This is a genomic window from uncultured Thiodictyon sp. (assembly GCA_903837595.1).
GTDB lineage: Bacteria > Pseudomonadota > Gammaproteobacteria > Chromatiales > Chromatiaceae > Thiodictyon.
On the sequence record CAILVI010000398.1, the window covers coordinates 26,321 to 32,333 of the forward strand.

Annotated in this window: 7 protein-coding genes; 6 read left to right on the plus strand and 1 reads right to left on the minus strand. The window is 69.0% G+C overall.

The genetic code is table 11. From position 1 onward, the window contains the following. Positions 1-68: 68 nt before the first annotated feature. Genes QZY44_RS23895 through QZY44_RS23920 form a run of 6 tightly spaced genes read left to right on the plus strand, consistent with a single transcriptional unit; the run spans position 69 to position 5,411 of the window. The gene (locus tag QZY44_RS23895; protein WP_295453886.1) at positions 69-1,250 is read left to right on the plus strand and encodes a glycosyltransferase; all 1,182 of its coding nucleotides are present in this window, start codon (positions 69-71) and stop codon (positions 1,248-1,250) included. Between the two features lie 21 nt (positions 1,251-1,271). Then, on the plus strand, positions 1,272-2,147 hold the full coding sequence (locus QZY44_RS23900) for a hypothetical protein (RefSeq protein WP_295453889.1): 876 nt from the start codon (positions 1,272-1,274) through the stop codon (positions 2,145-2,147). A gap of 11 nt (positions 2,148-2,158) precedes the next feature. Further along, a complete protein-coding gene (locus QZY44_RS23905) occupies positions 2,159-2,617 on the plus strand; it encodes a hypothetical protein (protein WP_295453892.1) in 459 nt (152 codons plus the stop codon). Between the two features lie 8 nt (positions 2,618-2,625). Continuing rightward, positions 2,626-3,816 (plus strand): glycosyltransferase family 4 protein, encoded by a 1,191-nt coding sequence (locus QZY44_RS23910; RefSeq protein WP_295453895.1) that lies wholly within the window; start codon positions 2,626-2,628, stop codon positions 3,814-3,816. Between the two features lie 57 nt (positions 3,817-3,873). After that, a complete protein-coding gene (locus QZY44_RS23915) occupies positions 3,874-4,527 on the plus strand; it encodes a hypothetical protein (protein ID WP_295453899.1) in 654 nt (217 codons plus the stop codon). Positions 4,528-4,532: 5 nt separating this feature from the next. Then, a complete protein-coding gene (locus QZY44_RS23920; protein ID WP_295453904.1) occupies positions 4,533-5,411 on the plus strand; it encodes a hypothetical protein in 879 nt (292 codons plus the stop codon). A gap of 164 nt (positions 5,412-5,575) precedes the next feature. Here the strand turns inward: QZY44_RS23920 and QZY44_RS23925 are convergent. Beyond that, the coding region (locus QZY44_RS23925; RefSeq protein WP_295453911.1) for a transposase at positions 5,576-6,013 on the minus strand (438 nt) is incomplete at its 5' end.

A 6,013-nucleotide genomic window follows, 5' to 3' on the forward strand; every position in this document is an offset into this window, starting at 1 on the left:
ACTGGACCGGGCCGGGGCATGCAGAAACCTCATGCGAAAAGCTTTTTGTCTGATTTGGCCACACCATCATGACGAGAATGACACCCCCCCAACCGCTGCCCCCCGCCCTCTATGCCGCATTCGATGTCTTCCCCTCCGCCAAAGGCGCGGCGGTGCACATCGACCGGTTTGCCCGGCGGCTGTTCGAACGGGCCGGGGGCGGGCTACTCTATGTGTTGGGGAACGCGGAGCTCCCGGCCGGCCAGCACGAGGGCACCGTGGAGATCCTGCGCTATCGCGACGGGCCGGCGAACCTGTTGGAGCGTGCCCTGGGGTTCGGCTGCACCCTGGACCGGCTGCTCGCGCGGCGCGGCGGCGCCTTGCGCTTGGCCCAGTTCCGCGACCCCTGGAGCGGTGTCCCCCTATTGCAGCGGGTGGGGCCGGACTGCCGGACGATCTATGAAGTCAACGGCCTGCCGTCGATCGAGCTACCCTTCGCCTTCCCCGCGATCGGCCCGGCGACCATCGCGAAGCTGCGCGCGGCAGAGCGCTGGTGCCTGGAGCGGGCGGACTGCATCGTCACCCCGTCCCACACCATCGCCCGCAACCTGGTGGCGATGGGCGCGGACCCACAGCGCCTGCGGGTGATCCCCAACGGGGCCGAGGTGCCGGTTGACCCACTCCCGCCAGCGCCCGCACCCTGGCCCTATCTGCTCTATTTCGGTGCCGTGCAACCCTGGCAGGGGCTCCCGACTCTGCTGTACGCCTTCGCGCGACTGGCGGATTTCAGGGACCTGCGCCTCGTCATCTGCGCCGCCGTCCACCCGCGGCGGGTCAAGCACTATCAGCGGCTGGCCGAACACCTGGGGGTCGCCACCCGGGTGCATTGGGAGTTTCAACTCGACCAGTCGGCACTCGACCCCTGGCGGCGCCACGCGCTGATCGCAGTCGCCCCGCTGACCGAATGCACCCGCAACCTGGAGCAGGGCTGCGCACCACTCAAGATACTGGAAGCGATGGCGGCCGGGGTGCCGGTGGTGGCCTCCGACCTGCCGGCCGTGCACGAGATCATGACCGATGGCCGACACGGCCGGCTGGTCCCCCCGGACCGTCCGGCCGAGTTGGCACGGGCGCTGCGCATCCTGCTCGAATACCCGCAGCTGCGCACCCAAATGGGCGAGGAGGCGCGTCGGGCGATGATGGATCATCTATCCTGGGAGTGCGCCTTGACGCGACTCGACGCGGTCTATGCGGGGCTGGGACTGGATTGAACCTTTGCTTGGGGCCAGGACATGCAACTGATCGAAACCTATCGCGCCTACTGGGCACTCACCCCGGAGCAGCGACGGCTGTTGAAAGAGAAGCGGATCGCCGGCGAACGCACCCCGGCGCAGTGGATCGCCCTGCTTGGTGGGTTGGCAGCTTACGACCGGCAAGCCGAGGCGGTGCGCACCTGGGCGACCGTGGCCATGATCGTTGCCCCCATGCTGGTTTTCTTCGGCGCACTGTTCGGCGGCATTGCCCTGGGCTACGAAGCGCAGGCTTGGCTGGTCGCGCTCGGCCTGGCGCTGACGACGGCCGCACCGCTGGTCGCACTCTTTCTCGCCACGCGCTCCACGGACCTGGCCAACCAACTGCGTGAGGTGGCACTCCCCTTGGTGAGCCTGATCGGCGAGGACCTGGGCCCGCACGCCACGCTGCAACTCGGGCTGGACCTGCGCGGCGGGACGGCGAAGGACAAGTTGAGCAAGACACTGCCGGCCCGAAAAGAACGCGGCCGTTCGATCCGGGAGCGGATCTTCCTCGACCCCTGGATGACCGCCGCGGTGGTCCTGCGGGACGGGGCGCGGCTGCGTTGGCGCATCACCGACCAGGTCCACGAACTTCGCATCTCGCGGCGCAACGCGCGGGGCAAGACCAAGAGCAAGACCAAGTTCCGGGTCGACAGCCGGGTGCTGGCCGCACTGGACCTGCCGGCGGCGGGCTATCGGCTGCGCCCCCAACCCGGCGGACCCGACGCCCCAGGCGCCGGCGCTGGAAAAATGGATCAAGCTGCGGGGGCAGTGCCGCACCCGGCAAAAGGGCACCCAGCCACAGTCTGCAACATTGAGCGAGGCGCTCAAAACCATCACCGATCTCTATGCCCGCGCCGAGCCCGTCCGGATTAAGGAGCCCAGTCATGTCTAGGTGTACCATTAAACGGGGGTTTCTCACCCTGCGCGAGTGTGGGGAGCCGGCCACCGGGGTGTGCCGGACCTGCGGGCGCCCCGCCTGCGCCGCGCATCTGGTCCATGACCTGACCGGGGCACTCTGTGCCGAATGCAGCGCGGAGCGCAGCAGCGGAAATGGACCGGTCGGTTCAGACGGTTGGGCACCGACTGACGACTGGCGCTACGGCTACCGGGATAGCTATTACCGCGAGAGCGGTTATCGCCCCCAGTCAGCCACTGAGCCGGCCGCCGGACCCCGGACCGATGCCTTTCAGACCGGCGGGCTGGCGGCCGGCGCGCTGGCCGCCGACGGCTTCACGACCGGCGGGACCTTCGACGACCTTGATCGCGAGGCGTTCGATACGCCAGTCGCCGAGGCCGGGGTCGGACTGGACGAGGACCACGGCCCCAGCCTGTTCGATAGCTGACCCGCGCGATGCACGGCGCCGCGTGGCCCCAACGAGACGTCGGCGCCTGGCGCGTCGCCTGGCTGACCGAGAGCTATCCGCCGGATTGCGGCGGCATGGCCCAGTCGTGCGACCGCATCGTGCGCGGGCTGCGTGCCGCTGGGGTGGAACTGGACCTGCTGCACTGCGCCGAGCGGCTGCGCCGCTGGGAGGAGCAACGCCAGGTCGGGGGCCGCTATTTTGCCTGCCCGATGGACGGCGACCCGGCACACGCGCTCAACCGCTTGTGGGCACGCCTGGAACGGGAGGCCGACCGCTATACCCACCTGGTCGCCTTCGGCGGTGCACTGCCATTGCTGGCCGCACCGGTCTATGCCGCCTGGATGGACCGGCCACTGATCGCCTTGCTGCGCGGCAACGACCTGGACGCCGCCCTGTTCCACCCGGCGCGGGCCCAGGTGCTGGCGCGCGCACTCACCGCCGCGACACTGGTGGGCTGTGTGAGCCGCAGCCAGGCGCGCAAGACCCAGGCGCTGTACCCCGGTCTCAACACCCGTTGGATACCCAACGGGATCGATCTGCGCGACTGGACCCTACACCCTTTCGACCTGGAGCGGGCGCGGCTGTGGCGCGACGAGGTGTTCCCGCCGCAGCGCCTCGTCATCGGGTGCTTCGGCCATCTCAAGGCCAAGAAGGGCCTGCTCCTGCTGCTGGAGGCCCTGCGCGGCAGCCGGCAACGGGAACGTTTCCACTGCCTGCTGGTCGGTGAAATCACACCCGAGGCGGCCGACTGGATCGAGCGCGAGTGCGCGGACCTGAGCCTCACGGTGCTGCCCTTCCTCGACCGCTTTGACCTGCTGCCGCTCTATGCCGCCTGCGACTATGTGGCCCTGCCATCGTTCTACGACGGCATGCCCAATGTCATGCTCGAGGCGCTCGGTCTGGGCCTGCCGCTGATCGCCGCGCGGGCCGGGGGCATGGCGGACCTGCTCACCGACGGCGTCCAGGGCCTGCTATTCGATCCAGGCGACATGCACGGCGCCCGCGATGCGCTGACCCGGGCGGCCGGCGTGAGCGCGGATGAGCGTCGGCGGATGGGCGAGGCCGGTCGCGCACTGGCTGCCGACCGTTTGGGTGCCGAGCGGGAGACCAGCGCCTATTTTAACCTGCTGGCCGAGGCCGCGGCCCTGGGGCGCGACCGGGACACCTGCGCCCGGTAGGGTCCGCTGCGCGGACCAACGACCTTACGTGTATTCCATCCTTCGGAGCGTTTGACCATGAGATCGCAGCAGACACCGACTCGGCCCCAGCGCCATCTGGGCATCGTCAACCTAGCGCTCGCCGGGCTGGTCTTCTGGGGCTGGTTGGTCCTGACGGCGACGGCGGGGACGCCGACGGGCGAGCGCTTAGAGATCGCCGACGCGGCCGGCAAGCCGGTCCTGAACTTGACCCGGGACGCCGATCACGTCTCGGTAGGCGACGGGGCCGGCGCCCCATTGCTGCTGGGCGCACGCAAGGCCCCCGGCCGCACCGACTACCGCCTGCCCGACGGCACCGCCTTTGCCACGACCAAAGGCGACCCCGATGTCTTCAAGCTGACCGCCCCCGATGGCCGGCTGTTGCGCAAGGTCAAGCGCGACGAGGACCGGATCAAGATTGCGGACAACGCCGAGAACGCGGGCGCTGCGGTGCTGCGCCGCCGCGGCGAGGACAAATGGGAACTGGAAATCGACAAAGAGTCGTTCGGCAAGGTCAAGGACTACCCCGATCCGGCGGGGACCGGACTCAAGGTCAAGGACCGCGCGGGCGAGACCCGCTACCGGCTGGGCAACACACCCCTGACCCCGGTCCCGCTCGTGCTGCTGATTCCGGGCCTGCCCGCCGCTGAGGCGCAGGCGATCATGGCCGAGGGCTGGCTGCGCGGCTGGTAGTCCGGGTGGGACCGGACCTGTATTACGCCCTGGGGGGCGGACTCGGGCACCTGACCAGGGCGCGCGCCGTGCTCGCCACACTGGGTGTCCGGGCGCGGGTGCTCGCACCAGCCCGGCACGCACAGGCCCCCGAGTCGTCGCCTGGCCTGGACCTGCTGCCCCTCCCCGTAGAGCTGACCGACCGCCCGGGAGACTTGGGCGCTTGGCTCGCCGGGCTGCTGTGGGAGCAGCGCCCGCGGCGACTCTGGCTGGACAGCTTCCCCTGCGGGCTGTTCGGGGAGCTGTGTGGACTGCCACTGCCACCGGAGCTTGAGATCCACTACCTGGCCCGCCTGCTGCGCTGGGACCGCTATGCCCGGCGCATCCAGGGGGAACCGCCGCCACTCACCCGGGTCCACCTGCTGGAGCCATTGAACCAGGACCACGCCGACTGGCTAGCACGCCGGGGGGCGGAGCCCATCGCGCTGCGGCTCGAAACACCGGACCTACCGCCACCGACCGACGCCATGGCCAGACTCGCCGCCCTGCCACCCCCATGCTGGCTGGTGGCCCATTCAGGTCCGGCCGAAGAGATTCGCGAACTTCTGGACTATGCACGCGACCTGGCCGCGGCCGAGGGCGTAAGCCCCGCCCTTATCCTGATCGCCCCCCGCGCCCTGCCCTACTGCGCCCCGGACGTCGTGCGATTACACGCCAATCCCGCCCGCGCCCTCTATCCACAGGCCGCGCGCATCATCACCGCCTGCGGCTTCAATACCATGAGCGAGACCCTCGCCTATCGCGGCATCCACCGCTTCCTCCCCATGACACGGGCGCTGGACGACCAGTATTCCCGCGCGGCACGGCGGCGAGAGGCTCAAGAGGAGTCACCCGCGACAGAGTGATCGTCGCGCCGACCACCGCGATCACAGACCGCTTGCGACAGTTGGCCGGCAGCCTGTCGGCACTGCCCGGATCGACCTCACATTGCTCCCTGCGAGCACACCAGGGGGATGGATTTTTCCATTTATGCCCAGTGGGTTGACGCGTCGCGGGGCATGTACTAACCTCATACGCGAGTACACAGGGGTGGGGCGAGACCGCAACCGTAACCGTGTAGCAACGATGAATACGCGGGCCGGCCCCTTGTCCGACTGCCGACGGCGCCTGCCACGCCTGCACAGTCATTTGCGGAGCAACCATAACGGGAGGGCATCATGCCGACCCAGGCGAAACGAATCCTGTCGACGTTCCCCAAGCGTCCGTTCCATTGCCGCGACACCCCCACCGAGTGGCGCCCCTTCTTGGTGATCCCGCTCTCATCGATCAACAGGGCAGTGTCGGCTGTCCCGCCCAGCAACGCATCGGCATCGCGCGCCACCTGATCCAACACCCCGCGTTCGTCCCACGGGGAGTTCGACAGAAAGTGCTGCAACGCCTGCTCGTCGCTGTCGGTGACCACCTCGGCCATCCGCTCCATGTTCTTGCGCCGGGCCTGCATCAGACC

Coding starts and splice junctions, on each gene's coding strand:
- QZY44_RS23905 (WP_295453892.1), top strand. CDS start 2,159: ATGTCTAGGTGTACCATTAAACGGGGGTTTCTCACCCTGCGCGAGTGT.
- QZY44_RS23895 (WP_295453886.1), top strand. CDS start 69: ATGACGAGAATGACACCCCCCCAACCGCTGCCCCCCGCCCTCTATGCC.
- QZY44_RS23900 (WP_295453889.1), top strand. CDS start 1,272: ATGCAACTGATCGAAACCTATCGCGCCTACTGGGCACTCACCCCGGAG.
- QZY44_RS23910 (WP_295453895.1), top strand. CDS start 2,626: ATGCACGGCGCCGCGTGGCCCCAACGAGACGTCGGCGCCTGGCGCGTC.
- QZY44_RS23915 (WP_295453899.1), top strand. CDS start 3,874: ATGAGATCGCAGCAGACACCGACTCGGCCCCAGCGCCATCTGGGCATC.